This window comes from Bradyrhizobium archetypum (assembly GCF_013114835.1).
Classification (GTDB): Bacteria; Pseudomonadota; Alphaproteobacteria; order Rhizobiales; family Xanthobacteraceae; genus Bradyrhizobium; species Bradyrhizobium archetypum.
Window position 1 is genome coordinate 314,309 of record NZ_JAAVLW010000003.1, and the last position, 22,037, is coordinate 336,345.

The 22,037-nt window shown below is 64.2% G+C and carries 24 protein-coding genes and 1 tRNA gene; 9 read left to right on the forward strand and 16 right to left on the reverse strand.

Annotated elements, in window-relative coordinates; genetic code table 11:
* Positions 1 to 68: 68 nt before the first annotated feature.
* The 10 genes from dapE to rpmH form a co-directional block, all read right to left on the reverse strand.
* Positions 69 to 1,229: a succinyl-diaminopimelate desuccinylase gene (gene dapE / locus HCN50_RS10110; protein WP_171709496.1), complete on the reverse strand. Its 1,161-nt coding sequence runs from the start codon at positions 1,227 to 1,229 to the stop codon at positions 69 to 71.
* A gap of 84 nt (positions 1,230 to 1,313) precedes the next feature.
* The gene (dapD, locus tag HCN50_RS10115; protein WP_171709497.1) at positions 1,314 to 2,159 is read right to left on the reverse strand and encodes a 2,3,4,5-tetrahydropyridine-2,6-dicarboxylate N-succinyltransferase; all 846 of its coding nucleotides are present in this window, start codon (positions 2,157 to 2,159) and stop codon (positions 1,314 to 1,316) included.
* A 219-nt stretch (positions 2,160 to 2,378) separates the two neighbouring features.
* Positions 2,379 to 3,074 carry a pyrimidine 5'-nucleotidase gene (locus HCN50_RS10120; RefSeq protein WP_171709498.1) on the reverse strand — a complete coding sequence of 232 codons (696 nt, stop codon included), beginning with the start codon at positions 3,072 to 3,074 and terminating at the stop codon, positions 2,379 to 2,381.
* Positions 3,075 to 3,228: 154 nt separating this feature from the next.
* Positions 3,229 to 4,215 carry a DUF1036 domain-containing protein gene (locus HCN50_RS10125; protein ID WP_171709975.1) on the reverse strand — a complete coding sequence of 329 codons (987 nt, stop codon included), beginning with the start codon at positions 4,213 to 4,215 and terminating at the stop codon, positions 3,229 to 3,231.
* A gap of 86 nt (positions 4,216 to 4,301) precedes the next feature.
* Positions 4,302 to 5,198 carry an acetylglutamate kinase gene (argB, locus tag HCN50_RS10130; protein WP_171709499.1) on the reverse strand — a complete coding sequence of 299 codons (897 nt, stop codon included), beginning with the start codon at positions 5,196 to 5,198 and terminating at the stop codon, positions 4,302 to 4,304.
* A gap of 94 nt (positions 5,199 to 5,292) precedes the next feature.
* Positions 5,293 to 5,673 (reverse strand): DUF423 domain-containing protein, encoded by a 381-nt coding sequence (locus HCN50_RS10135; RefSeq protein ID WP_171709500.1) that lies wholly within the window; start codon positions 5,671 to 5,673, stop codon positions 5,293 to 5,295.
* On the reverse strand, positions 5,670 to 6,323 hold the full coding sequence (gene yihA / locus HCN50_RS10140) for a ribosome biogenesis GTP-binding protein YihA/YsxC (protein WP_171709501.1): 654 nt from the start codon (positions 6,321 to 6,323) through the stop codon (positions 5,670 to 5,672). Before yihA ends, HCN50_RS10135 begins: the two co-directional genes overlap by 4 nt.
* Before the next feature lie 129 nt (positions 6,324 to 6,452).
* On the reverse strand, positions 6,453 to 8,327 hold the full coding sequence (gene yidC / locus HCN50_RS10145) for a membrane protein insertase YidC (RefSeq protein ID WP_171709502.1): 1,875 nt from the start codon (positions 8,325 to 8,327) through the stop codon (positions 6,453 to 6,455).
* Between the two features lie 20 nt (positions 8,328 to 8,347).
* Complete coding sequence (rnpA, locus tag HCN50_RS10150) at positions 8,348 to 8,797, reverse strand: ribonuclease P protein component (RefSeq protein ID WP_171709503.1); 450 nt, start codon at positions 8,795 to 8,797, stop codon at positions 8,348 to 8,350.
* A gap of 27 nt (positions 8,798 to 8,824) precedes the next feature.
* Positions 8,825 to 8,959: a 50S ribosomal protein L34 gene (rpmH, locus tag HCN50_RS10155; RefSeq protein ID WP_008542748.1), complete on the reverse strand. Its 135-nt coding sequence runs from the start codon at positions 8,957 to 8,959 to the stop codon at positions 8,825 to 8,827.
* A 423-nt stretch (positions 8,960 to 9,382) separates the two neighbouring features.
* Here rpmH and HCN50_RS10160 point away from each other — a divergent pair, with 423 nt between their 5' ends.
* A complete protein-coding gene (locus HCN50_RS10160; RefSeq protein WP_311967803.1) occupies positions 9,383 to 10,861 on the forward strand; it encodes a sensor histidine kinase in 1,479 nt (492 codons plus the stop codon).
* A gap of 234 nt (positions 10,862 to 11,095) precedes the next feature.
* Positions 11,096 to 11,172, forward strand: a tRNA-Arg gene (locus tag HCN50_RS10165).
* Between the two features lie 221 nt (positions 11,173 to 11,393).
* Here the strand turns inward: HCN50_RS10165 and HCN50_RS10170 are convergent.
* Positions 11,394 to 11,762 carry a nuclear transport factor 2 family protein gene (locus tag HCN50_RS10170; protein ID WP_171709504.1) on the reverse strand — a complete coding sequence of 123 codons (369 nt, stop codon included), beginning with the start codon at positions 11,760 to 11,762 and terminating at the stop codon, positions 11,394 to 11,396.
* A gap of 169 nt (positions 11,763 to 11,931) precedes the next feature.
* On the opposite strand from HCN50_RS10170, the gene HCN50_RS10175 reads away from it, so the two are divergent.
* Entirely contained in the window at positions 11,932 to 12,816 is an 885-nt protein-coding gene (locus tag HCN50_RS10175) for a LysR substrate-binding domain-containing protein (RefSeq protein WP_311968037.1), read from the forward strand.
* On the opposite strand, the gene HCN50_RS33065 is transcribed toward HCN50_RS10175, so the two are convergent.
* The gene (locus tag HCN50_RS33065; RefSeq protein WP_210264866.1) at positions 12,813 to 13,199 is read right to left on the reverse strand and encodes a hypothetical protein; all 387 of its coding nucleotides are present in this window, start codon (positions 13,197 to 13,199) and stop codon (positions 12,813 to 12,815) included. The two genes, HCN50_RS10175 and HCN50_RS33065, sit on opposite strands and share 4 nt — an antisense overlap.
* Positions 13,200 to 13,257: 58 nt before the next feature.
* On the opposite strand from HCN50_RS33065, the gene HCN50_RS10185 reads away from it, so the two are divergent.
* From HCN50_RS10185 to HCN50_RS10205, 5 genes are all read left to right on the forward strand, one after another.
* Entirely contained in the window at positions 13,258 to 13,719 is a 462-nt protein-coding gene (locus HCN50_RS10185; protein ID WP_210264867.1) for a GbsR/MarR family transcriptional regulator, read from the forward strand.
* 61 nt (positions 13,720 to 13,780) lie between these two features.
* Entirely contained in the window at positions 13,781 to 14,464 is a 684-nt protein-coding gene (locus tag HCN50_RS10190) for a methyltransferase family protein (protein ID WP_171709506.1), read from the forward strand.
* A gap of 37 nt (positions 14,465 to 14,501) precedes the next feature.
* Positions 14,502 to 14,738, forward strand: coding sequence for a hypothetical protein (locus tag HCN50_RS10195; RefSeq protein WP_171709507.1), 237 nt, complete (start codon positions 14,502 to 14,504; stop codon positions 14,736 to 14,738).
* Positions 14,739 to 14,839: 101 nt separating this feature from the next.
* On the forward strand, positions 14,840 to 15,547 hold the full coding sequence (locus HCN50_RS10200; protein ID WP_171709508.1) for an alpha/beta fold hydrolase: 708 nt from the start codon (positions 14,840 to 14,842) through the stop codon (positions 15,545 to 15,547).
* Positions 15,548 to 15,672: 125 nt separating this feature from the next.
* Entirely contained in the window at positions 15,673 to 16,146 is a 474-nt protein-coding gene (locus HCN50_RS10205; protein ID WP_171709509.1) for a VOC family protein, read from the forward strand.
* 26 nt (positions 16,147 to 16,172) lie between these two features.
* On the opposite strand, the gene HCN50_RS10210 is transcribed toward HCN50_RS10205, so the two are convergent.
* The 4 genes from HCN50_RS10210 to HCN50_RS10225 all read right to left on the reverse strand — a co-directional run bounded on the left by HCN50_RS10210 (position 16,173) and on the right by HCN50_RS10225 (position 20,580).
* A complete protein-coding gene (locus HCN50_RS10210) occupies positions 16,173 to 17,087 on the reverse strand; it encodes a hypothetical protein (RefSeq protein ID WP_171709510.1) in 915 nt (304 codons plus the stop codon).
* 13 nt (positions 17,088 to 17,100) lie between these two features.
* Positions 17,101 to 18,429: an HlyD family type I secretion periplasmic adaptor subunit gene (locus HCN50_RS10215; protein ID WP_171709511.1), complete on the reverse strand. Its 1,329-nt coding sequence runs from the start codon at positions 18,427 to 18,429 to the stop codon at positions 17,101 to 17,103.
* Positions 18,426 to 20,159, reverse strand: coding sequence for a type I secretion system permease/ATPase (locus tag HCN50_RS10220; protein ID WP_171709512.1), 1,734 nt, complete (start codon positions 20,157 to 20,159; stop codon positions 18,426 to 18,428). Before HCN50_RS10220 ends, HCN50_RS10215 begins: the two co-directional genes overlap by 4 nt.
* A gap of 130 nt (positions 20,160 to 20,289) precedes the next feature.
* The gene (locus HCN50_RS10225; protein ID WP_171709513.1) at positions 20,290 to 20,580 is read right to left on the reverse strand and encodes a hypothetical protein; all 291 of its coding nucleotides are present in this window, start codon (positions 20,578 to 20,580) and stop codon (positions 20,290 to 20,292) included.
* Positions 20,581 to 20,779: 199 nt separating this feature from the next.
* Here HCN50_RS10225 and HCN50_RS10230 point away from each other — a divergent pair, with 199 nt between their 5' ends.
* The gene (locus HCN50_RS10230; protein ID WP_235976882.1) at positions 20,780 to 22,021 is read left to right on the forward strand and encodes an NAD(P)/FAD-dependent oxidoreductase; all 1,242 of its coding nucleotides are present in this window, start codon (positions 20,780 to 20,782) and stop codon (positions 22,019 to 22,021) included.
* The last annotated feature ends 16 nt before the right edge of the window (positions 22,022 to 22,037 follow it).

Consider the following 22,037-nt stretch of genomic DNA (forward strand, 5'->3'; position numbering starts at 1 on the left):
CGTCACGGCGTACTGGATCGTCCGCCCGAGTGCGCAATTGCGCACAAGGCGGACGATGACGGCGAGAGCTACGTCTGTGAAAAATACCGCTCCAGCACGCCGCGATAAATCCTCGTTAGCTTTTCCAGATCCGACACCGGTGTACGCTCGTCGATCTGGTGCATGGTCTGGCCGACCAGGCCGAATTCGATCACCGGGCAGTAGCTCGAGATGAAGCGCGCATCCGAGGTGCCGCCTGACGTGGAGAGTTCCGGCTTGCGTCCGGTGACTTCCTCGATCGCGCTTACCGCGAGATCGGTGAACGCGCCCGGCTTCGTCACGAACACGTTGGAGTTGGAATATTCCCACACGATGCGGGCACGGATGCGGTTGCCGCAGGCCTTTGCCAGCCGCTCCTCGACCAGCGCGCGCAAGCTTTCCTGCGTGTGATTGTCATTGTAGCGGATGTTGAATTTGGCACGCGCCTGTCCGGGGATGACGTTGCTGGCGGTGTTGCCGACATCGATGGAGGTGAACTCGAGGTTCGACGCCTGGAACTGCGCGCTGCCGTGGTCGAGCGGCTCGTCGGAAAGCGCCACGATCAGCCGCGAAATATCCGGCACCGGGTTCGACGCGCGGTGCGGATAGGCGACATGGCCCTGCACGCCGTCGACATAGAGCGTGCCGGACTGTGAGCCGCGGCGGCCGATCTTGATGCAGTCGCCGAGCACCTCGACGTTGGAGGGCTCACCGAGCACGCAATGGTCGAATTTCTCGCCGCGCTCGGCGCACCACTTCAGAAGCTTGATGGTGCCGTTGACCGAGACGTCCTCTTCATCGCCCGTGATCAGAAACGAAATCGACCCTTTCGGCTTGCCGCCATTGTCTTTCAAATAGTCGAGCACGGCAGCAACGCTGCAGGCGATGCCGCCCTTCATGTCGACCGCGCCGCGGCCGTACAGGAAACCGTCCTTGATGTCGCCGGAGAACGCGCCGTGGGTCCACGCGGCTTCGTCGCCGGGCGGCACCACGTCGGTATGGCCGGCAAACGTAATGTGCGGCGCTTCGGTGCCGATGCGGGCGTAAAGGTTATCGATGTCGGCGGTGCCGGGTTCGCCGAAGGTGACGCGATGCACCTCGAAGCCGGCGTCTTTCAGAAGCCGTTCGAGAACGCCGAGCGCACCGGCGTCCGCGGGGGTGACGGATGGGCAGCGGACGAGATCGCGGGCGATGGAAACGGCGTCATTCATGGCCCGGCTTACCACGCAAAACCAGCGGCGGGCTAGTGCCGCCGATTTGAAGTCCCGCAGCGCAAGCTGCAGCCGCCGGCGCGATCAGTCCCGCAGCAGCTCGTTGATGCTGGTCTTGGCGCGGGTGCGCTCGTCGACGCGCTTGACGATCACCGCGCAGGCGGTGGAGGGGCCTACCTGCCCGTTCTTCATCGGCTTGCCGGGCAGCGCGCCGGGCACAACGACCGAATATTCCGGAACTTCGCCGATGAAGGTCTCGCCGGTCTCGCGGTCGACGATCTTGGTGGAGGCGCCGAGGAATACGCCCATCGCCAGCACCGCGCCCTTGCGCACGATCACACCTTCCGCCACTTCGCTGCGCGCGCCGATGAAGCAGTCGTCCTCGACGATCACGGGTTCGGCCTGCAGCGGCTCCAGCACGCCGCCGATGCCGACGCCGCCGGAAATATGCACGCGCTTGCCGATCTGCGCGCAGCTACCGACCGTGGACCAGGTGTCGATCATGGTCGCCTCATCGACATAGGCGCCGAGATTGACGAAGGACGGCATCAGCACGACGTTGCGGGCGATGAAGGCCGAGCGGCGCACGATCGCGCCCGGCACGGCGCGGAAACCGGCATCGCGAAAACGGTTCTCGCCCCAGCCTTCGAACTTCGAGGGCACCTTGTCCCACCACGACGCCTTGCCGGGGCCGCCGGGAATCTGGCCCATGTCGTTGAGGCGGAACGACAGCAGCACCGCCTTCTTCAGCCACTGATTGACCTTCCACTTGCCCGAGGCCTCGCGCTCGGCCACCCGTGCCTCGCCCTTGTCGAGCAGTTCGAGCGCATGATCGACCGCCTCGCGAACCTCGCCCTTGGTCGACGTCGAAATGCCGTCGCGGGCATCGAAGGCGGAGTTGACGGTGGATTCGAGCGCGGACAGGGACATCGGGATTTCCTCAAGGGGCTTTCGGGCGAAGTGGTGGGCTTTTTCGGGATTTGGGCAGGGAGAGTCAAGGCAAACTCTCCCGTCGTCACCCGCCAACGGGTCGCGCGAACGCGCGCCCGATGACAGGCTCCAGCGGGTGACCCCGTACGCCGAGGACGGCTGGTATTGATCGAGATGCTGGTGATTACTGGATACCCCGCCTTCGCGGGGTATGACGACCTACTTTGATTGAGCGAGCCTCTCCAAAAAACCTGTCAGATCATCGGTGACATGATCGACGTAAGCGGCATCGCGGCCTTCCAGCTCCCAATCCTCGCGCACCACCTCCTTGGCGCCGTCGGGCACCACCAGCACTGTCGTCATGCCGAGCTGATGCGGCACCACGAGGTTGCGGGCGAGATCCTCGAACATCGCGGCCTTCGAAGGATCGACGCCGTGGACGCGCAGAAACCTGTCGTAGGTCTGCGGCGCCGGCTTCGGTTCCAGTTCGGCGGCGATGATGTCGAACACCGCCTCGAAATGCTCGCCGATGCCGAGCCGCGCCAGCACCGCGCCGGCGTGATCGGTCGAGCCGTTGGTCAGGATCAGCTTGCGCCCTGGAAGCCTTGCGATCGCCGCCCCCATCGCCGGGTTGGGCTCTAGCGGCGAGTGATCGATCTGGTGCACGTAGGCGAGATAGTCGTCGGCGCGCACGCCGTGCTCGGTCATCATGCCACGCATGCTGGTGCCGTAGCGGCGGTAATAGTCCTTCTGGATCACCCGGGCTTCTTCCGCGGAGATTTTCAGGTAGGCGCTGATGAACTCGCCAATCCGCGCGTCGACCTGCTGCCACAGATTGACGTGGTGCGGGTACAGCGTGTTGTCGAGATCGAACACCCAGGTGTCGATATGCGTGAAGGGGCGGGAAGTCTTCATGAGACACTCTCCGTGTCATGCCCCGCGAAGGCGGGGCATCCAGTACGCCGCGGCGGCCATTGTAACTGGCAACAAGCGTCACGGAGTACTGGATCACCCGCCCTCGCCTTCGCGGGTGATGACGGGCAAAGGGTGAGGCGAGAGCGCATATCCATCACGGCATCGCAAACCGCAGCGTCTTGCCGCCGCTCGACATATCGACCGGCGCAAAGCCGGTCGCGGCTAGCCCCCGCGTGCCGCAATCGCCCTGTTCGGATACCTCGAACTTGCTCTCGCGCGTGCAGAGCTCTTTCGGGCCGCCCCAGTTCAGCGGTTTGTCGCGGTACTTGATGGCGCGGTTTTCGCCGTCGACGGCTTCGGCAAAGCTGTAGACCTGCCTGGGCTGGCCGGTCACGTCGGGATGCAGGCACTTGCCGGGATCGATGCGGTACCAGCCGCGGCTGGTCACCGCCTTGCCATCGTCGGTGGCGACTGCGGCCATGATCTTGTGTGGCGTATCATTGCACCAGGTCAGCCCCGTGGGAGAAGGCTTCTGCACCGCCTCGATCATGGTGGTGAAGAAATTTGGCGACTGTACATTGTCGGCCGCGAGCCCGCGGCTCTTCAGGAATGCCGCAAGCGCGGCCTGTGTCTTTGGCCCGTCGACACCGTCGATCGGGGCGGCGTCATAACCCGCGATCACCAGCAGCCGCTGAATGCCGGCCAGCCGCGCCTGCTCGTCGTCATACTCGGAATCCTCGGCGAGGTAGGCGACCAGGTTGCCGTCGTCAGTCCGCGTCGGGGTGATCTGGGTGAACGGCGCGGGCGTTTGGTTGCCGCGGCACTGGCGGGCGGCGGCGATGACGAAATTCTCCGGCGCGACGCACAGCGTGTCGCTGCCGTTCTGCGGGATTGGTGAAGCGCCGTAGACGCCGAGCGCGCGCGCGTTCAGAAGGATGCGGTCGGCGGTCAGCGCGCCCTGCGCCACCACGCGGCAGGCGGCCGGATCGATCCGGAACCAGCCCCGCGTCGCAGTCGCCGATTTCTCGTCGATGCCGATCGCGGCCTCGACGACGTAACTCATGCGGTTGCAGAGTTTCAGGTCGGCGAACGCAGGCAGGGACGAAGCGAACAGCGTGATCGCCGCGGCCGGCAGCGACATCAGGATGCGGCTAAGAGCGGAACGAGGCTGTGGCCTCGTTCTCCGCTTGCCATGCCCGGCCTTGATGCGCGTTGCCGCTTTGCTCATCACTTGTGGATCAGCGTGCCGGTGCCCTGATTGGTGAACAATTCGAGCAGCACCGCGTGCCGCATCTTGCCATCGATGATGACGACGCCCTGCACGCCCTGTTCGAGGGCATAGATGCAGGTCTCGACCTTCGGGATCATGCCGCCGGAAATCGTGCCGTCGGCGATCAGCTTGCGCGCGTCCTTCACCGACAATTCCGGAATCAGCTTCTTCGATTTGTCGAGCACGCCGGGAACGTCGGTCAACAGCAGCAGCCGCTTGGCCTTGAGCGCACCGGCCACCGCGCCGGCAAAGGTGTCGGCGTTGACGTTGAGCGTGTGGCCGTCATGCGAGGTCGCGAGCGGCGCCAGCACCGGGATCAGCTCATAGCCGATCAGCTGGTTCAACAGCGTGAGATCGACCTTGTCGGGATCGCCGACGAAACCGAGATCGATCGCCTTCTCGATGTTCGAATCCGGATCGACCATGGTGCGCGAGGTCTTGGTCGCCTTTACCATGTTGCCGTCCTTGCCGGACAGGCCGACGGCCTTGCCGCCGGCTTCATTGATGTAGCCGACCAGTTGCTTGTTCACCGAGCCTGCCAGCACCATCTCGACGATTTCGATGGTGGCGGCATCGGTGATGCGAAGCCCGGCGGCGAATTCCGACTGGATACCGAGGCGCTTGAGCATGGTCGCGATCTGCGGGCCGCCGCCATGCACGACCACCGGATTGATCGCGGTCTGCTCCAGAAGAACGATGTCGCGCGCGAACGCCTTGGCGGTGTCCTCAGCGCCCATGGCGTGGCCGCCATATTTAATGACGATGGTTTCGTCGTCATATTGCTGCATATGCGGCAGCGCTTCCGACAGGATGCGGGCCTGATCGAGCGGGCTGATATTCTGCGCTGAGGTCATGAAGCGGGGTCTCGCCATTTCTCGGATGTCGGGCCGGGTTCTATCCGATTGGCGGGCAGGGCGCAAAGTGGCAGTCGGAGGCGCGTGCCCCGGGCTACGGAATTTGCCCCCGCTTCGGCCACGCTGCCGCGACTGCCAGCGCGAGCCAGCTTGCGATCAATAGCGTTCCGCCGGTCGGCGCGGCCATCGGAAACAGCGCATGCCCCGCGTAGTGCCGCAGCGTCACGTCGCCGGCAAACAAGGATGCCGCAATCACGAAGCCGAAAGCGGCAACGATGCCGATTTTCGCATGAACGATGCCGCGCTCGGCCAATGCGACGGCCCCCAATGCAGCGCAGGCGTGAAACAGCAGCATCGACGAGGCCGAGACCAGCCGTGATGCGTCGGCACCGTGCGCGGACGCGGCCGCCAGCATGACGCCATCGGCACCCATGATGGCGGCGAGCACGATCAGAATGCGGCCGGCGCGGTTCATTGTCCGCGCTCGCCGAGCAGGCGCACCATCGCAGCGCGCAATTCCGGCATGCCGGCTCCGGTGCGCGAGGAGGTCACCAAGACGTCCGGAAACGCCGCCGGATGCTTGGCGAGGGCGGCGGTGGTGTCGGCGATATTGTTCTGCAGCTCAGCGGCCTTAACCTGGTCCGCCTTCGTCAGCACCACCTGGTAGCTCACGGCGGACTTATCCAGCGTCTTCAGCACGTCCTGGTCGACATCCTTGATGCCGTGGCGCGCGTCGATCAGCACATAGACCCGTGCCAGCGTGGCGCGTCCCAGCAGGAATTGATGGATCAGCTTGGTCCAGGAGGCGACCTTGGTTTTCGGCGCCGAGGCGTAGCCATAGCCGGGCATGTCGACCAGCCGCAGTCCGGCCTTGTCAGGCCCTTCGAAGAAAATCAGTTCCTGGGTGCGGCCCGGCGTATGCGAGGTGCGCGCCAGCGCGTTGCGGCCGGTGAGTGCATTGATCAGGCTCGATTTGCCGACGTTGGAGCGGCCGGCAAACGCCACTTCCATGCCCGCCATCGGCGGCAGCGTTTCGATCGAGGGCGACGCCCAGACGAACTTCCATTCGCCGGCAAAGAGCTTTCGTCCCTGTTCGATCAGCTTCGCATCGATATCGGCTGTCATGGGAAGTTTCTCGTCTCCCGCCGTCATTGCGAGGAGCGTAGCGACGAAGCAATCCATCTATCCCCGTGCAGAGGCATCGATTGCTTCGCATCGCTCGCAATGACGGAGCCCATTGCGAGGGCGCGACGATCACGTCTTCTCGACTGGCTTGCCCATGCCAAAGCTCGCCTTGAGATTATCGAACAGCTCCACTTTCACGCCGTTCTTGCGCATGATGTAGCTCTGCTGGACTACCGAGAGCAGGTTGTTCCAGGCCCAGTAGATCACGAGGCCGGCCGGGAAGCCCGCGAGCATGAAGGTGAAGATCAGCGGCATCCAGTCGAAGATCATCTTCTGGGTCGGATCCGGCGGCGTCGGGTTCAGCTTCATCTGGATCCACATCGTGATGCCCATGATGATCGGCCAGACGCCGAGCGCGAGATAGGTGCCAAGCACCGGCAGGTGCGTCGGATCGAACGGCAACAGCCCGAACAGGTTGAAGATCGTGGTCGGATCCGGCGCCGAGAGATCCTTGATCCAGCCGTAGAACGGCGCGTGGCGCATTTCGATGGTGACGAACAGCACCTTGTAGAGCGAGAAGAACACCGGGATCTGCAGCGCCACCGGAAGACAGCCCGCGATCGGGTTGATCTTCTCCTTGCGGTAGATCTCCATCATTTCCTGCTGCTGCTTCTGCCGGTCGTCGGGATAACGCTCCTTGAGTGCCTGCAGTTGCGGCTGCACCGACTTCATCTTCGCCATTGAAGCGTAGGACTTGTTGGCGAGCGGGTAGAACGCGAGCTTCACCAGCACGGTCACCAGCAGGATCGAGAGGCCGAAATTGCCGAACAAATGGAAGAAATAGTCGAGCGCCAGGAACATCGGCTTGGTGATGAAATAGAACCAGCCCCAATCGATCAACAGGTCGAAGTGGTTGAGCCCGAGCTGCTTGTTGTAGCCGCCATGGCCGGCAAGCGGGAAGTTGATGCCGACGACGCCGGCTTCCTTGGCCCCCGCAAACAGCCGTGCATTGGCGCTGCCGGTACCGCCGATCGCGATGGTCTGCGGATCCTGCAGGTAGTCGGCTTGATAGCGAACCTTGGGACCCGGCTCTTCGGCGAGGAAGCGGGCCTTGAGGCGTGCCGAGGTGTCGGGCAACAGCGCAGCCGCCCAATATTTGTCGGTTATGCCGAGCCAGCCGTTCGTCACGTTGAACTCGAATCCCCGCCCGCCATTGCCGAGAACCGGCGCCTCGGCGACGGCCTTGTAGCCGTGCTCCTGCAGGCCCTTCTCGCCGAGATAGCCGATCAGGCCTTCATGCAGGATGTAGTAGCCCGAGACCTCAGGCGTGCCGTGGCGGGAGATCAGGGCGAAGGGGTAGAGCGTGACCGGTGCGTTGCTGACGTTGGTGACGTCATCCTTGATGGTGAAGAGATAGCGGTCGTCGATCGCGATGGTGCGGCGGAAGGTGAGGCCTTCGCCATTGTCCCATTTCAGCGTCACCGGCTTCTCCGGCGTCAGGCTCCCGGAGCCTTCCTGCTGCCACACCGTCTCACGGTCGGGAAGCTTCGCGCTCGAACCGGAGGCGGCGACCCAGCCGAACTCGGCGTAATAGGGATGCGCCGTGCCCGAAGGCGAGAACAGCACGATCGCGGGCGATTTCGGATCGACGGTGTCGCGGAACTTCTCGAGCGACAGGTCATCGACGCGGCCGCCCTTCAGCGAGATGCTGCCGGAAAGCCGCGGCGTCTCGATCTTGATGCGGGGCGAGGCCGCAATCGCGGCGGCGCGGCTGACCACCGGCTGCGCCGGCTGGCCGGCGGGCGCGACCGCTGAGGGCGTCGCGCCCGGTTGCGGGGTGGTGGCGCCGGGCGCTGCAGGCGGCGCCGACTTGTTGAGTTCGGCCTGGGTCTGACTCTGCGCGCGTTGCCGCTCCATCTGCGGCATGTTGTAGAAATATTGCCAGGCGATCAGGACGAGGCCGGACAGAATGACGGCGAGGATGGTGTTGCGGTTGTCGGTCATCGTTTTTGAGGTCTCGCCATTCAATTCGGGTTTCGGGCTCGTTCGGTTCTGACTGACGTCGGAACCGAGGCCCTCAGTTTTCGTCTTGACGCGTTTTCTTCACGCGAACCGGAAGCCACTTCGCTCGAAAACGCTTTGCCCGTCGACTGCCGGTCGAGGCGATGCAGCGCCGAGCGGAGATCGTCGAGCATGGTTGCGAAGTCGCGGGTGAGCGCGGCCCGGCGGCCTACCAGCACATAATCATGGTGCGGTCGCATGGATATGACGTCCAGCCGCTTCACCAGCTCGCGAAGCCTGCGCCGGATGCGATTGCGCTCGGTGGCGGTACCGTTCTTCTTGGTAACGGTAAAACCGATCCGGATCGGGCCGTCATCGTCGCGGGCCCGGCCCTGTACGACAAAGGCAGCGCTGTTGGCCCGCGTGCCATTGGCAACGGCGAGAAAATCCGCCCGCTGCCTCAGCCGATCCATGAATGAAATCTCCGGAAAGGATCCGGCTCAGGCGCTCAGACGCTTGCGGCCGCGCGCACGGCGCGCAGCGAGGACCTTGCGGCCACCGGCTGTGGCGAGACGGGCGCGGAAGCCGTGACGGCGCTTGCGCACCAGTTTGCTGGGTTGATAAGTCCGCTTCACGGGTAGTTCTCCGCTGACCGGGCAATTTGCCTGTTGGATTGAGATCACGTCCGATGATGCGGGCCGGCCCGAAAAGGGGCCGTTTACGGCCCCAAATGAGCCGCCCCCGGGTGAAACCGGGCCATCGCGGACAATTGGCGCGGCTTATACGGGAGCGACCTGTTTTCGTCAATGTCAGGGGTTGCCGCAGGACGCGTTCTTTGAAACGTCGCAATTGGGGCGAATATATCTGTTTTCGCGGGGTTTTCGGGGGCGAGACGGCGGTGTGCCCGGACTACCGGAACCGCATGACATTAGCGATCGGTAATTTGACCCGTCGGCGGCGCGACCGCATCCTCGGAATCACGGTACGACCGACCATATAGGCTGGGCGCGGTGACTCCGGCGGGCTCCAGAACCTGAAGATATCAAGGTAAGATATTCGTGTCAGCGACCGATGACCAGCCGATTCCTCCACTGCCGCGGCCGGCGGGCTCGCGTCGGCTCGGCCTGTCCGGCAAGCTTTTGCTGCTGACCATCCCGCTCGTGATGATCGCGCTCTTGATGACTTACGTGCCGTCGATCGCAAATTTCTGGACCAACCGGCTGAACGACCGCCTGGCGGCGGCCAACACCGCTGCCCTGGTGTTGGATGCGGCCCCGTTGGGCATGGTCCCGGATTCGCTCGCGCGGCAGATTCTGACCAGCGTCGGCGCGCGCGCGGTTGCCATCAAGATGGGGCAGCAGCGCCGGCTGCTCGCCAGCGCCGACCTGCCCGCGGCGATCGACCGCGATATCGACCTGCGGACCCTGACAGTGTGGTCCGCGATCGTCGAATCCTTTGAGACCATGCTGGACACCGGCAACCAGACCCTCCGCGTGGTGGGACCGGCGCCCGGCGGCGCGCAGTTCATCGAGATCGTGATCGATGAAAAGCCGTTGCGCCTGGCGATGTACCGGTTCTCCCGCAACCTGCTGCTGGTCTCGCTGGGGATCGCGATGCTCGCCGCGGGGCTGGTCTACCTCGCGCTCCATTATCTGTTCGTCCGCCCGATGCGGCGGCTGACCGCGAATCTCGTCGGCTTCCACGAAAACCCGGAAAGCGCAGCGCGCATCATCGTGCCGAGCCAGCGCGGCGACGAGATCGGCGTCGCCGAACGCGAATTGTCCGACATGCAGCGCGATCTCGTCTCGATGCTTTCGCAGAAGAGCCGGCTCGCCGCGCTCGGCCTTGCGGTATCGAAGATCAACCACGATCTGCGCAACCTCCTGGCGTCCTCGCAATTGCTGTCGGACCAACTCGCCAGCGTGCCGGATCCCAGGGTGCAGCGCTTTGCGCCGAAACTGATGCGCTCGCTGGAGCGCGCCATCGATTTCTGCCAGTCGACGCTGTCTTACGGCCGCGCCCAGGAAGCCGCCCCGGACCGCCGCATGATCCAGGTCGAGCCCGTCGTGACCGAGGTCCGCGAATCCGCCGGCCTCGCCGCTGACGCCTCGATCACCTGGATCAGCGCAATCGAGCGCGGCCTCTCGATCGACGCCGATCCGGACCAGCTCTTCCGCGTGCTGCTCAACCTGGTGCGCAACGCGGTGCAGGCACTGGATAGCCGCCCCAAGGGCGATGGCTCTCCGCTGCAGATCCGCATCACCGGCCGCCGCGAGGGCTCGGTCGCCATCATCGAGGTTTCCGACACCGGTCCCGGCGTGCCGGCGAAGGCGCGCGAGCATTTGTTCGAGGCGTTCCAGACCTCCGGCCGCCCCGGTGGCAGCGGGCTGGGGCTGGCGATCGCTGCCGAACTGGTGCGTGCCCATGGCGGCGATATCCACCTGGTCGAAGGCACCATCGGCGCCACCTTCCGGATCTCGATTCCCGACCGCCCGGTGGAACTGCAGAGCGTCCGCAACGAGCGAGCGCGGGCGTAAGCGCTTGTTCCTCCACGTCATTCCGGGGCGATGCGAAGCATCGAACCCGGAATCCAGAAGTGAGGTGCGAGACTGCTCAAGGCGCGCATTTACCACCGCTTTATTCGCCTCCTGACCGCCTTTCCGGACCTTGCAAAGCGAAGCCGGAGCGGGTAGCTAGAGCGCTCTTTCGCGACCGTCCGAACCTTTATCGGGCGCATCCGGGCCCCTGAAGCCCAATGTCAAAGCGAAAACGCGCCCGTAGCTCAGCTGGATAGAGCACCAGACTACGAATCTGGGGGTCAGAGGTTCGAATCCTTTCGGGCGCGCCATTCTCGGTACAAAGCTGCGAACGCCAGCAGCCGCCGCCCTGCAGCGGCGCGCGCCGAGAGTGATGGCTGGCCAACACGTTCAAGCGCCGCGACTGCGCATTCGGCGTCCGCGTGCGCTTGGTCGCGGACCGCGGACAATTCCGCCATCCGATCCTTGAGCGAAGAATCGGCCGCGTTGATGACGCCGTTCGCCTGAATTTTGCAAGGCGGCACTACAGCCGTTATGTTTTCGAAGTCATGACTTTCTGAACGATCTTCCAGGTTCCGTTAATCTTTAAGCATGACAACATGTCCGTGAAGTAGCGCGGCGGGATTTGCAATTTCAGCTTCACAAGCGCGAGTTCTTCTTCAACGTCGATTGATATGATCTGATCGTGGCGCTCCAAGCCCTGTTGTTTAGGGGCTGTCATGTTGCGCACGGCCGCTAACCACATCGCAATCGGCGTCACGCTCACGTTGCCGTTGTCGCCGACCTTCGTCACGGAACTCGCGGGATCAAATATAGACGCGAATTTGTCAGCATCCATTTCATAGGCCGCGTCGAAATAGGTCTGCGCTAGAGAGCGCAAGGCGCGAACATCGATATCCATTAGTCGTCCCCCAAAGTGCTGTTAACCGCACCGATTCAACCTCGGGCATCTATGCCGAGCGTCAAACTGGCCGAACATGCAGGGCCTCGTTTGTTGGCAAATCCTAGGGCACAGTGGCTTATGAGCCTAGACACGTTGCGTAGGATGGGGTTATGAGCCAGATTCATAAATCATGAGAAACGAACTGAACGAACTCGCTTCGTTTGCAATCGTCGCTAGTGAACGAAGCTTTACACGAGCTGCGGCGAAGCTAGGTGTATCTCAGTCCGCCCTGAGCCACACGATTCGGCGACTTGAGCAACGACTTGAGTTGCAGCTTCTTGCTCGGACAACGAAGAGCGTCGCGCCAACCGCTGCAGGAGCAGCTCTTTTGAGGGACTTGTCTCCGGCACTCGAGCAAATTGCGCGTGCCCTCGACAACGCTCGAAGCGTTCGGCACCGGCCAGCGGGGCGCCTTCGAATTGCAATGTCACGGTCGGCTGCTGTGATGGTTTTGTTGCCGCGGCTCACGGCATTCGCTGAGGCCTACCCTGACATTGTTCTCGACGTTGTTACCGTCACTGGCCCGGTAGACCTCGTCGCGGGCGAGTTCGATGCTGGTATTCAACTCGGCGAGTACATTCAAAAGGACATGATCGCGGTGCGGGTCACGCAGGAGCTGCGATTGGCGGTGGTCGGATCGCCCGGCTATTTTGCATCACGAAGCCTTCCTCGGAAGCCGAAGGATCTAAATGACCATCGATGCATAGGCCTGCATCTTCCGGGCGGTCCGTATCGGTGGGAGTTCGAGCGAGGACGAAAGGCGGTGACGATCAGCGTGAACGGCCCGCTCATAGTCGACGATACCAACCTAGTGATTCAGGCGGCACTCGCTGGCGTCGGCCTGGGACTCGCATACGAAGAGCAGGTCGCAGAGCATGTTGCGAAGCACCGCCTTATCCGCGTACTGGAGGACTGGACGCCGCCATTTCCCGGCTTCTTCATGTACTACCCCAGTCGTCGGCATCAGCCTGCTGCGCTGTCTGCCCTGGTGAACGCGCTGCGACTCTCTTAACAATAGTCGGCGCGCGACGACCGGTAGGGAACTGGCGTGTGGACCGCAGGGCCGGCGAGGCACCGCAGGAACGGTGCGAGCCTTCGTAGCGCTGGAACTGCCAGTATCACCCAGCGTGGCGCGTGGCGCGGAAGAACCACCCGAAATACAGACAGAAGAAAGAGCACGAAGTGGATCGTGCCACGCACAGCGCTGAGCTCGGGCGACTGGACAGTGCTGGTACAGATCAGCGGGACCGGGAGTTTCACCAAGTTAAAGTAGAATTGCATCCCGCTGCTGACCAAGAACGCGCCGGCGAGGAACTTGCGGTACTCGCGGTATCTCACAGCGACGTAGATCGTCGGCAGCCCAACAACGATCGCGGCAACGAGATACGGAAACATTGGACGCTCCCAGCTTGATGCTTGGCGCTATTTTCTGTATATTCGGAATATGCCGAATATGTCGAATAAACCGGCCAAGGGGCAGCGGGGCTTCGTCGAGGATGTGGCTCGGCTGCTGATACCTTGGGGCGTGCCGCCTGCCGCCGCCCGGCTCTACGGATATCTGCTTCTGTGCCCGGCTCCTGTCAGCCTCGACCAGATCACCGAGGGCCTCGGGATCAGCAAGAGCAGCGCAAGCGTGGCCGCGCGGCTGTTGGAGAGCTACACGCTCGCGCGTCGCCACAGCGAGCCTGGAACGAAACGCGCGCTTTACGCCGTGGCCGACGACTATGAAGCCACGATCCGGCAGCAGAACCGTCTCCTCGAAGCATTGGCTGGGCAGCTCGACGCAGGGGCCCGAATTACGGCGTCCAAGGCGGTAGGCGCGCGTCTCCAGGAGATGGCGGATTTCTATCGGGTGACGCGCGGCGTCATGGAAGAGGCCATCATCCGCTGGAAGCATGGCCGCCAGTCGCGATGAAGAACAATTCGCCGCGGCGCGAGCGCCGCGGAGGATCAACGGCTTCGATGGAGAGCAAGAAATGAGCCTCGCTCTGAATTTTCTCATCCAGACAATTCTCTGGTTCGGCTTCATGGCCGCGATCATCTTCGGCGCTGCAGGCACGATGGATTATGCCGGCGGGTGGCTCTATCTCGGCGAAATGGCCGTCATCTCGGCCGTTTTTGGGCTGCACATGATGCGCGTCGATCCCGGCCTGCTCCGCGAGCGCCTTAAGCCGCCCGTGCAGAAGGATCAGCCGCTCGCAGACAAATTGGTCCTGATCCCACTTCTGCTTCTTATGTTCGGAGCGATGGGCTTCATGGCAGCGGACGCTGCGCGCTGGCACTGGTCAAGAATGCCGCCTTTCGTGCAATGGGCAGGATGCGGCCTCCTCCTGGCGGCGTTCTCGTTCATGTATTGGACTATGCGCACGAACAGCTTCGCAGCGCCCGTCGTCAAAATACAAAAGGACCGACGGCAGGCCGTTATTACGACGGGCCCTTACGCCATTGTTCGCCATCCGATGTATTTCGGCGCGCTGTTCTATTCTGCCGGCACCTCGCTCGTGCTCGGCTCGTGGTGGGGACTTGCCACGGTCCCCATCGTCGCCCTCCTGCTCGGCATCCGGATCGGCATCGAGGAAAAGGCGCTGCGCACCGGTCTCGATGGCTATGACGAATATGCGCACCGCGTGCGCTATCGTCTGATCCCGCTCGTCTGGTGATGCGGCCCCGCCCGCGCATGATCATCGTGTCGGCGCCGTGGGCCTCTATTCGCTCGGCTGCGCCTATGTGCTGTGGAGCGGCCGCGCCGAGCCGCTGCTGTCGCGCTGGCCGCTGATTGTGCTGACCGCGTTCGGCGGCGGCCTGTTTCTCGTGCGCATTTCGCTCGCCGTGGTGTATCCGCTCGCGGAGGCGCCGATCGCCAGCTCCGATTCTGACATGGCGTCATGGCGAAGCAGCCGTGCCCATCTCCATCGGCTGTGGCGCGCCATTTGAATTTGCAATGGGCACACCGGCGCCCACTTTCGCCAAATTGCGATCAGAAGCGAACTTGCCGGCAGCGGTGCTCGCTGGCTATATCGCAGCGAGGAGGGGCCGTGTCGCCAGATTTCGTCCTTGTCGCAGGACCGCTGGTCCGCGCATCTAGCTGGGAGCCGACGGCCAAGCACCTGCGCGAGGCGGGATGGCGCGTCCAAGTGCCGGATATCCTGGCCTATCATGCCGTGCCGCCGGCCTGGCGTGCATGGACCCGCAGTCTTCTCGATCACATTGCGCCCGCCGATGAACTGGTTGTGGTGGGTCATAGTTCGGCAAGCGTATTGGCTGCTGATCTTGCCATCAGGCTACCCACGCGCAGCCTCATCATCGTCGATGGTGAAGTTCCTCCATCGCAAGGCCCAGCCTCGCCCGTGAGGCCAGCGCTTCGCGATCGCATCCAAAGCCTTGCAGAGCCCGATGGAAGTCTCCCGGTTTGGTCAAAATGGTTCTCAAGCGATGCGGAACGCACGTCTCTTGTTGGGCTCGATATTCTGGCCAGCGATCCCCCAGCCTTCGCGCAGTTCGAAAACGAGCTGCCGAAAATGCAGGTCGATTGGTTCGACGACACGATCGAACTCGCAAGCTGGGACCATATCCCTGCCGGGTTCATCCAGACCTCGAGGATCTATGATCACGCCGCCGCGGAAGCGCAGCGGCGCGGCTGGCCGGTGACGAGATTGCAAGGCACGCATCTCCATCCCACGCTGCGTCCGGCAGAGACGGGAGACGCCATACTTTCAATCTCGCGTCGGCTCGCCGCAATCTGATTCTCCGCTGCTGGCACGAAGCGGTAAGCTGGCCTTCGTTATGGCCAAGTGAGACATTAAGCTGGGGCACCGGGCTCGCTATCTAGGGAGCGGATGGGGGCGGCTTGGAACTGAAAGGACGCGCAATGGCAAAGAACACGATCTGTCTCTGGTACGACAAGGACGCCGAGGCTGCTGCCCGTTTTTACGCCGAGACCTTCCCCGACAGCGCAGTGCACGCGGTTCATCACGCGCCGAGTGACTACCCGTCCGGGAAGGCCGGTGACGTGCTGACGGTCGAATTCACGGTTGCCGGCGTGGCTTGTCTCGGCCTCAACGGCGGTCCCGCGTTCAAGCATAACGAAGCGTTTTCGTTCCAGATCGCCACCGACGATCAGGAGGAAACCGACCGCTATTGGAACGCGATCGTCGGCAATGGCGGGCAGGAGAGCGCGTGCGGCTGGTGCAAGGACAAATGGGGCGTTTCCTGGCAAATCACGCCGCGCGTGCTGACCGAGGCGCTGGCGGCTGGCGGTGCTGAAGCCAAGCGCGCCTTTGATGCGATGATGGATATGAAGAAGATTGACGTCGCTGCGATCCAGAAGGCTCGGCGCGGCTGACGTCAGCGCTTGCGGGTGCTGGCATGTCAAAAATGATGCACCCCCAGCGCCGAGAACGCGCCGTCATGCGGCTCGTGGCCATCCATGGTTGGCTGGCCGAGAAAGCCGAGCTGCAGCGGCATCGGATGGAGTAGCGCCGTCGGAATCGCGCCCGCGGTGTCGAGCAGCGGCACGCCGTGCGCGGCATCGGAGGCTTCCGCAGGGCTCGGTGCCGGACTGAGAAGGTCGGCCACCAACGGCTCGATCACGCCTGTTGATGGCGCGTCATGGGTGCCGCCCGTGATGGTGCCGAGCAGGCCATCGGTGAGATGGTTGACGGTATCTGATACCGATGAGGTCAGTTGCCCGACCGTGCTGCTCAGGCTGGCGATCGTGCTCGATACCGTTGCGAGCGCGCTGTCGACGATGCCGGTGACCGTGTCCGTGATCGTGTGAACGGTTGCGCCAAGCTCGAATGAGGGTGGGGCGATACTGCCGACTGACCCGTTGGCCGCGCCGGCCGACGGCGCGTGATCCAGCGGTGCATCGAGGCTGGCTGGCGCGGCTGAGGATGCCGGAATTTGCGTGCCGAGCACCTGGCCTGATGGCGTGTCCGCGACGGTCTCACTCGTAGCCTGCGGAGACGTCGCGGCCGTGGCGCCGGCATGGAGCGCAGGTGCAAGCTCGGTTGCCGGCGCTTCGATCGTGCCGGCATGCTGGTCGTCGTGGCCGGGTGCGGGATCGGCCGGCACCAGCGCTGCCGGGATGGCCTCAGCTGGATGCGGCGCGGCCGGCTCCGCCGCGCGCGCTTCGCTTTCGTGCTCCAGGCGGTGCAGCACGGCGTCGGCGTCGTTGAGCAGGCCGAGCAGCATGGTGGCGAAAGCAACCGATTCGGTTGCCGCGAGATGACGGCTGCGCTCGGCTTCGTCGGAGCGGCGGGCGTTCTTGACGGATTCGGCCATGACCACTCCTTCCTCAACGCTCGCGGAATGCGCGGGTGATCTCGTCGCGCAGCGGGCCGAGCAAATATTCGAACAGCGTGCGCGGCCGTGTCGGCACGATCACTTCGGCCGGCATGCCGGCCTGCAGATCGACGCGCGACTTCTTGACGTCGTTTGGATCAAGCGCGACCTCGACGGCGTAATAGCCTTGTCCGGACTTGTCGTCGGTCAGGCGGTCGGCGGACACTGTATGCACGGTGCCGTAGAGCCGCGGACGCTCAATATAGTTGATGCCGGTGAGCTGCACCTCGGCGCGGTGGCCGACGGCGACATCGTTGATGTCGGAGAGCTTCAGCTTCGCAGCGGCGATCAGTGGATTGTCCGTCGGCACGATGTCCATCAGCCGCGCGCCGGGCTGGATCACGCCGCCCTCGGTGAACACGTCGAGGCCGACGACGGAGCCGGTCGCCGGCGCCGTAATCCGCGTGCGCGCCAGCACATCCGTTGCGGCGTCGATCTTGGGCGCGAGTTCGGCGAGCTTGTTTTCGGTGGCGCGCAACTGGTCGGTGATCTCGCTCATGCGCCCGCGTTCCACCCGCGCGATCTCGAGATCGTTCTGCGCGATCTGCTGCTGCATGCCGGCGATGCTGGCCTGCTGCGCGCCGATATCGGCCTGCAGCCTGGCGTCCTCGCGCTGCAAGGCGAGGATGCGGGTCTTCGGCGTATAGCCCTGCGCGAACAGATGCTGCGCGCCGTTCATCTCGTCGGTCAGCAGTTCGCGCTGTTTCTCGGTGCCGGCAAGCTGCGCCTGCGTGCCCGCGATCTGCGATTCCAGCTCCTTGATCTTGCCGCGCAGCACCGCCGTCTCGGCCGCGAACTGGTGTTTGCGCGCCGCCATCATCGCCGTCTCGTTGGCCATCGCCTGGCGCACGGCGGAGAGCTCGCTGCGGGCGCGCAGGCTTTCGTCGAAATCCGGCGCCTCGCCCTTGTCGCGTTCGGCGATCAGCCGCGCGCGGGCGGCGAGCGCGGCGTCGCGATCGGCGATGAGCACGTCGAGCTTGGCGCGCGGGTCGCTGTCGTCGAGCCGGATCAGGAGCTGGCCTTTCTCGACGCGCGCGCCGTCGCGGACGGTAAGCTGGCGCACCACGCCGCCATAGGGATGCTGCACGCTCTGCCGGCGGCCCTCGACCTGAAGATTGCCGGTGGCAATCGCGGCGCCGGAGATCGGCGCCAGCGTTCCCCACATCATCATCGCACCTGCGAACGCCGCGACCACGCCGGCGCCGAGCAGCGCCGGCCGTGCGGGGCGCGAATAGCGGGCGCGGTCGCGTAGCGGGGCGTAGCCGTCGTCGATTGCGGTCATGACGCCCGTCCCGCGGCAGCCTGCTGCAAGGCGTGATAGACCTCGCCGGGCGGGCCGAGCATGTCGAGCATGCCGCCCCGCAGCACCATCATGACGTCGACGATGTCGAGAATGGTGGTGCGGTGGGTGATCACGATGATGGTGGCGCCCTCGCTCTTGGCCTGCAGCAGCGCGACCTTGAGCGCCTCCTCGCCGGGCGCGTCGAGATTGGCGTTGGGCTCGTCGAGCACGAGCAGCGGCGGGCGGCCGAGCAGCGCCCGTGCCAGCGCCAGCCGCTGGCGCTGTCCGCCCGACAGGCCGATCCCGCCGGGACCCAGCCGCGTGTCGTATTGCCTCGGCAGGTCCAGCACCATCTCGTGAATGCCGGCGCGCTTGGCGGCGTCGATGATCTCTTCGGTCGAGGCGTCGCCGAAGCGGGCGATGTTCTCGCGCACGGTGCCGGCGAACAGGCCGACGTCCTGCGGCAGATAGCCGACATGGCGGCCGAACTCGAGCGGATCCCAATGGCTGTAGTCGAGCCCGCCGAAGCGCAGCCGCCCGTCGGCCGGAGCAATCGCTCCAACGAGAAGCCGTGCCAGCGTGCTCTTGCCGGAGCCGCTCGGGCCGACGATGCCGAGCGCCTGCCCGGCGCCGAGCTCGAACGTCAGGTCCTTGATCACGGGCTCCTTGCGCGCCGGCAGCAGGCAGCGCAATTCGCGCACCTCGATGGTGTTGCGCGCCCGCGGCACGATGGTTTGCGGCGGCGTCAGATCGATCTCTCCGAGCAGCTCGCGCACTTCCGCATAGGCTTCGCGGGCGCCGATGAACTGCTTCCAGGTGCCGACCGCCTGTTCCACCGGCACCAGCGCGCGGCCCATCACGATGCTGGCGGCGAAGATAGTGGCGGGTGTGATGGCGTGGTCGATGGCAAGCCAGGCGCCGGTGCCGAGCATCAGCGATTGCAAGAGCAGGCGGAAGAAGCGGATCGAGGAGGTCATCACCGCGTTCTTGTCGCTGGCTTGCGCCTGCTGCACCAGCATCGACGAGCGCTGGCTCTGCCAGTTGCGCTCCACCGCCGGCTGCATGCCCATGGCGCGGATCACGTCGGCGTGGCGCAGGATGTTCTCGGTGAAGACGTAGGACTGGTTGCCGGCCGCCTCCGCCTGCTTCATCGGCTCGCGCGTCATCATTTCGTTGAGCCCGGCGAGGGCGAGCAGCAGCACGGCGCCGATGGTGGCGACGGTGCCGAGCAGCGGATGGATGAAGAACAGCAGCATCAGATAGATCGGAATCCACGGCAGGTCGAACGCGAAGTAGATGCCGGGGCCGGTCACGAAGGTGCGGAACTGGTCGAGATTGCGCAATTGCTGCGCGCCGCGTGAGGCACCGCGCTGTGCCGAGCGCACCACGAGCGCCTCGAACACGCGCGCCGACAGCTCCATGTCGAGCCGGATGCCGCAGCGGATCAGCACGCAGGAACGCACCGCATCCAGCGCCGCCATGGTGAGCAGCGCGATCGCGAGGATCAAAGTGAGCAGGACGAGCGTCGAGACGTTCTCGTTGAGCAGCACACGGTTATAGACCTGCATCAAATAGAGCGGCGAGCTCAAATAGAGCAGGTTGATGGCGCTGGAGAACAGCCCGGCCCAAAGAAAGTGTGGCCACAGCGCGATCAGCGCCTGGCGAACGTCGTCGGTCCGCCGCGCCGGCACGGTGGAGTCGTCCGAGAGAGTCAGTGCGCCCGTAGGCATTCGGCGATCACCTTGGGCATGGTTGATGGAGCGTTGCACGATCTATGCGTGCAGCGCAGGCGACCGGGAGGCGGCGTGGGGATGCGCTCCCCACGCCGCGCGTTGTTGAAATAACTTTACGCAACAGGGATCAGGCGAGGCCGTGGAGCAGGCCGCCGACATCGAGATGACCGACATCCGCGCTGGCACCGATCAGGGTCGGTGCGGAAACCGAGGCGTCGATGCCGTCAAGCCCGGCGGACAGGTCAATGCTCGGGCTCGTCTCGATCGCCGTGCCAAGATCGAGCGTGTGCGACAAATCCGCCGTGCCGCTGGCGCTTGCCGAAGCGCTACCGCTTGCGCTTGCGCCGCCAAGCACGCCGGTGGCGGTTCCGAGCAGGCCATCGACGGTACCAAGCAGGTTTCCGAGTAGAGCAGCCATGTAGTCAACTCCTATGATGGTTGGCTGAAATGCGACGAACGTCGCGCTGCACAAAGCTACGGGAGTCAAAAAGGTTGCGGACTCACATGCGGCGTTTTGGTGATCATTTGTTGAGAGGGGAACTTTCCGGTGTTGCCGGCCGGCGGCGGGCCGCCCATGATGTGAAATCTTTCCGGTGGAAGCGTCTGGAATATCGATGATGGAAGACAAAGCGGATGTCGTGGTGCTCGGCGCGGGCATCGTCGGCGTGTCGACGGCCTATGCCGCGCGCCAGCGCGGGATGTCGGTCGTGCTGATCGACCGGCGCGAGCCGGGCAGTGAAACTTCGTACGGCAATGCCGGCATCATCAGCAGCGGCTCGATCACGCCGCTCAACAATCCATCGCTATGGAAGGCATTGCCGAAATACCTGACCAACCGCCACGCGGCCTTGCGATGGAATCCGCTTTGGGCGCTGCAGAACGCCGGCTGGGTCGCGCGCTTTCTGGCCGATTCGGTGGCGTCGCGCTTCAGGCCGCGAGCGGCTGCGCTGCACGGATTGATCGGCGCCTCGGCGAAGCTGCATCGGGAATGGATCGTGAAGGCCGATGCAGCGCAGCGCATCCGCGAAACCGGCTGGCTGAAGGCGTGGCGCGGCGAAGCGGTTGCCGCGGTGAAAGCGGAGCAGGCGCTGCTGGCTGAATATGGCATCGCCAGCGAATGGCTCGACCGTCAGGCCATTTCGGCGCTCGAGCCTGATATTGTGCCTGTCTACAAGATAGGCCTGCTGCACACGGAGACCGCCTCGGTGGATTCGCCGGGCGCGGTGGTCAAGGCCTATACGCGGATGTTTGCTGAAGCCGGCGGCGATGTCAGGCAGTCGGAAATCAAGGCGATCCTGCCCGACGGCGACCGCTGGCGCGTGGTGCTGGCCGATGGTGACATGTCGGCGCGCCATGTCGCGGTCGCGCTCGGACCATGGTCCGCGGACATCCTGCGTCCCCTCGGCTATCGCGTGCCGCTCGCCTTTGAACGCGGCTATCACCGCGAATTCAAGCCGAACGCAGCGCGTTCGTTGCGGCGTCCGATCTATGACATCGACGGCGGCTTCATCATGACGCCGATGGAGCAGGGCATCCGCGTCACCTCGGGCGTCGAACTGACCGATCGCGACGCGCCTTCCTCGTTCGCCCAGCTCGACCAGGTGGTTCCGCTCGCACGCGGCGTGGTGGAATTCGGCGACCCCGTCGGCGATGCATGGCGAGGCTCGCGCCCGACGCTGCCGGACAGCCTGCCGATGATCGGACCGGCGCCAAGGCATGCCGGCCTCTGGCTTGCGTTCGGCAATCAGCACATCGGCTTCACGACCGGCCCCGCGACCGGCGCCGCCATCGCCGCTATGATCAGTGGTGCGTCGCCGCCATTCGACGTCGCGCCGTTCGCGCCGGGGCGCTATATTTGAGGCAGCGCAAAAGTTG

What these genes read in the sequence shown, in the direction of transcription:
- dapE (WP_171709496.1), bottom strand. Translation starts at nt 1,229, where the DNA reads ATGAATGACGCCGTTTCCATCGCCCGCGATCTCGTCCGCTGCCCATCC.
- dapD (WP_171709497.1), bottom strand. Translation starts at nt 2,159, where the DNA reads ATGTCCCTGTCCGCGCTCGAATCCACCGTCAACTCCGCCTTCGATGCC.
- HCN50_RS10120 (WP_171709498.1), bottom strand. Translation starts at nt 3,074, where the DNA reads ATGAAGACTTCCCGCCCCTTCACGCATATCGACACCTGGGTGTTCGAT.
- HCN50_RS10125 (WP_171709975.1), bottom strand. Translation starts at nt 4,215, where the DNA reads ATGTCGCTGCCGGCCGCGGCGATCACGCTGTTCGCTTCGTCCCTGCCT.
- argB (WP_171709499.1), bottom strand. Translation starts at nt 5,198, where the DNA reads ATGACCTCAGCGCAGAATATCAGCCCGCTCGATCAGGCCCGCATCCTG.
- HCN50_RS10135 (WP_171709500.1), bottom strand. Translation starts at nt 5,673, where the DNA reads ATGAACCGCGCCGGCCGCATTCTGATCGTGCTCGCCGCCATCATGGGT.
- yihA (WP_171709501.1), bottom strand. Translation starts at nt 6,323, where the DNA reads ATGACAGCCGATATCGATGCGAAGCTGATCGAACAGGGACGAAAGCTC.
- yidC (WP_171709502.1), bottom strand. Translation starts at nt 8,327, where the DNA reads ATGACCGACAACCGCAACACCATCCTCGCCGTCATTCTGTCCGGCCTC.
- rnpA (WP_171709503.1), bottom strand. Translation starts at nt 8,797, where the DNA reads ATGGATCGGCTGAGGCAGCGGGCGGATTTTCTCGCCGTTGCCAATGGC.
- HCN50_RS10170 (WP_171709504.1), bottom strand. Translation starts at nt 11,762, where the DNA reads ATGGATATCGATGTTCGCGCCTTGCGCTCTCTAGCGCAGACCTATTTC.
- HCN50_RS33065 (WP_210264866.1), bottom strand. Translation starts at nt 13,199, where the DNA reads ATGTTTCCGTATCTCGTTGCCGCGATCGTTGTTGGGCTGCCGACGATC.
- HCN50_RS10185 (WP_210264867.1), top strand. Translation starts at nt 13,258, where the DNA reads ATGTCGAATAAACCGGCCAAGGGGCAGCGGGGCTTCGTCGAGGATGTG.
- HCN50_RS10190 (WP_171709506.1), top strand. Translation starts at nt 13,781, where the DNA reads ATGAGCCTCGCTCTGAATTTTCTCATCCAGACAATTCTCTGGTTCGGC.
- HCN50_RS10205 (WP_171709509.1), top strand. Translation starts at nt 15,673, where the DNA reads ATGGCAAAGAACACGATCTGTCTCTGGTACGACAAGGACGCCGAGGCT.
- HCN50_RS10210 (WP_171709510.1), bottom strand. Translation starts at nt 17,087, where the DNA reads ATGGCCGAATCCGTCAAGAACGCCCGCCGCTCCGACGAAGCCGAGCGC.
- HCN50_RS10215 (WP_171709511.1), bottom strand. Translation starts at nt 18,429, where the DNA reads ATGACCGCAATCGACGACGGCTACGCCCCGCTACGCGACCGCGCCCGC.
- HCN50_RS10220 (WP_171709512.1), bottom strand. Translation starts at nt 20,159, where the DNA reads ATGCCTACGGGCGCACTGACTCTCTCGGACGACTCCACCGTGCCGGCG.
- HCN50_RS10225 (WP_171709513.1), bottom strand. Translation starts at nt 20,580, where the DNA reads ATGGCTGCTCTACTCGGAAACCTGCTTGGTACCGTCGATGGCCTGCTC.
- HCN50_RS10230 (WP_235976882.1), top strand. Translation starts at nt 20,780, where the DNA reads ATGGAAGACAAAGCGGATGTCGTGGTGCTCGGCGCGGGCATCGTCGGC.